Raw genomic sequence first — 2,435 nt, 5'->3', positions numbered from 1 at the left:
CACCAGCGCGTGCTCGGCCTCCGGCCAGTCCGGGACGAGGGCGGCCAGGAGCTCCACCGCGAGCTGCCGGATGGCCGAGTCGCGATCCGCGAGGCCCTGGATGAGCACCTGGCGCGCGCGCGGGTCGGCGGCGTGGGGGCCTAGCGACTCGAAGGCAGCGGCGCGCTCACGGGGATCCTCGTGCGAGGCCAGCCGCGTGGCCTCCTCGATGGAGCCTTCCGGGCTCTCGAGGGCGAGTCCGGGTCCGTCGGCATCGGTGACGGGCACGGCGTACTCGCTGTCCGGCGGCGCGGCGGCGCTCCCGAATTCATCACTCGTGCCCGCGATCATCGCCGGCCCCGCGGCGGCTCGGACCCCGATCACGACGACCTTGCGGAGCCGCGGCGGTCCCGGGTCCGCCGGCCCGTAGAGAAGCACCGCGCTCTCCCCCTGGAGGAGCTGGCGGAGCGCCTCGTCGAGCGGGCGTCCGGAGAGCTCGATCGTGACCCGACGCGCGACACCGCCGATGGCGGCCACCTCGAAACCCGCGCGTCGACCGAGCTCCGCAAGAAGCGCCTCCAGCGGTACGGCGCGGGCCGTCATGCTGACGAGCGGTTCCCCGTCTCCGGACCCTGCCACGCTCACGACGCCCCCGGAGGGCGTGGCGGCGCCCGCCGTCGGCACGAGGCCGACGGCGAGCGCGCCCAGCCAGAGCGCGACGAGGCGCGCCCCGATGGGGGTCACGGCACCACGCCCAGGTACCGGCCGAGCCAGTACGCCAGAAGGTAGTCCACGCCCGGCCCCTCGCGTCGGGGAGCGGATCCACAGGTTCTGACCTTTTCCACGGTCGGGGGCTTCCCGCACGTGGAGCTGCCGGGCTTGAGCGCGTACCCGAACGGGGACCGCTGCCAGGCGAAGTCGATGCCGTTTCCGATGCGGGCCTTCATGGGCATGGCGAACCTGACCTCATAGCTTCGACCGGTGCCCCCCTCCTGGAGGTTCAGCGAGGTGTAGAGGGCGACGTCGCCGGGCCAGACACCCACCTGGAAGCCCGGGTCGGCGATCTGGTTCCGGGGCAGCCCGGTCCCGGTCCCGGTCCCGATGAGCAGCGTGCGCCGTTCGAGATACTCACTGAGGAGACTCCGGATCTCCTGCGCGAGGGTGATGGCCGGGTTCGAGCCCGAGGGCTCCTGCGCCACGACCGGGCGCCGGGCCGGGGGTTCGATCAGAATGCGGGCGAGGTTGAAGTAGGCGTTCTTGTGGTGGCGCGTCGCCTTGCGCAGCATGTCGTAGGCGACCATGTAAGCGGCCCGCCGGCCCGGGTCGGTCTCGAAGACGAGCGCCGGCACGACGCCGCCCGCGTGCTCGAGGTTGAACTTGTAGTACTTCGGGATGGGGTCGGCCAGGCTCATCCACACGGGGAGCCACACCAGGCTGGCCGCCGCTTTGACCTGATCGTAGAGGGGGCCGTACTTGGCCGGGTTGACGCTCCGTCCGATCAGCAGGAAGGCGAGCTGCTTCTCCTGGTTGCCGAGGAAGGTCGACCCGACCGGGATCCGGCCCTCGGGGGGCAAGATCACGTTCCACTGCCCTTCGATCACCAGGTGGTGGAGCGCTTTCTCGATCAGCTCGCCGGTGATCCGCTGCACGTCCGGATCGGAGACCAGCGCCCGCGCGTAGCCGAGGCCCATCACGATCCCGCTGTACTGGTCGCGGCTCACCGGGTGGTCCTTGTCCGGGCCGCCCACGTGGCCGCACCCGAACCCATACCAGACCGTGCCGACCGGGGTGACGGTCGCGCCGCGCAGCAAGGATGAGGGGATATCCCGGTACTTGGCGAAGTGCTGTGTCTTCCCGATCCGGGGCGTCACGTCCCAGCCGCCCTCGGGCGCCTCATAGTAGCAGTCACGGGCGCTGAGCGGCCCGGCAGTGACCTTGTCGGTCACCTGGAGGGCGGCTCGGGCGAAAATCCCCGTGATCTGGACCGCCGAGCGCTTGCGGGCGCCCGCCGCGTTGCGCCGGACGACCGCATCCTGCGTCACGTCGAAAAGGCGCTGGACACCCGCCAGCACGAACTTCAGGCGCTCGAGCGCCGCCGGGTCGTTCGTCGCGGCGTAGCGGAAGGCCTCGGCGGCGAGGTAGTGCCCGGTCCAGATGGCCGAGTCGGCCTCGACGCCGAAGGAGCGCCGCTCGGCGATCTGCGGCCCACGGATGGGAGTGACGTCGATCGCGAACACGCCGCCGTAGGGGATGTGCGGGACGATGGCCTGCTCGAGCTGGAGGGCCGGCGTCGCGTAGTCGGCCCCGGTGGACGGGGGCGGGGTCGTGCCGCGCGGAGGGCCCTGCCCCCACGTCCGCGGGAGCCCCCCGGCGAGCGGCTGGAGGATGTCGGGGGCGGGCACGTGGACCGTCGGCAGCGTGAGGCTGAAGGGGACGGACACCTTTCCAACGCGCTT

The 2,435-nt window shown here is 71.9% G+C and carries 2 protein-coding genes; both read right to left on the bottom strand.

Annotated features, from left to right (window positions below; genetic code table 11):
- The coding region (locus VGW35_26980) for a HEAT repeat domain-containing protein (GenBank protein HEV8311321.1) at positions 1–723 on the bottom strand (723 nt) is incomplete at its 3' end.
- A partial coding sequence (locus VGW35_26975) for a hypothetical protein (protein HEV8311320.1) occupies positions 720–2,435 on the bottom strand: 1,716 nt, incomplete at its 5' end. The genes VGW35_26980 and VGW35_26975, both read right to left, overlap by 4 nt.

The organism is Candidatus Methylomirabilota bacterium (assembly GCA_036005065.1).
GTDB lineage: Bacteria > Methylomirabilota > Methylomirabilia > Rokubacteriales > DASRDR01 > DASYQW01.
This window is presented reverse-complemented; position numbering and strand designations above follow the sequence as displayed.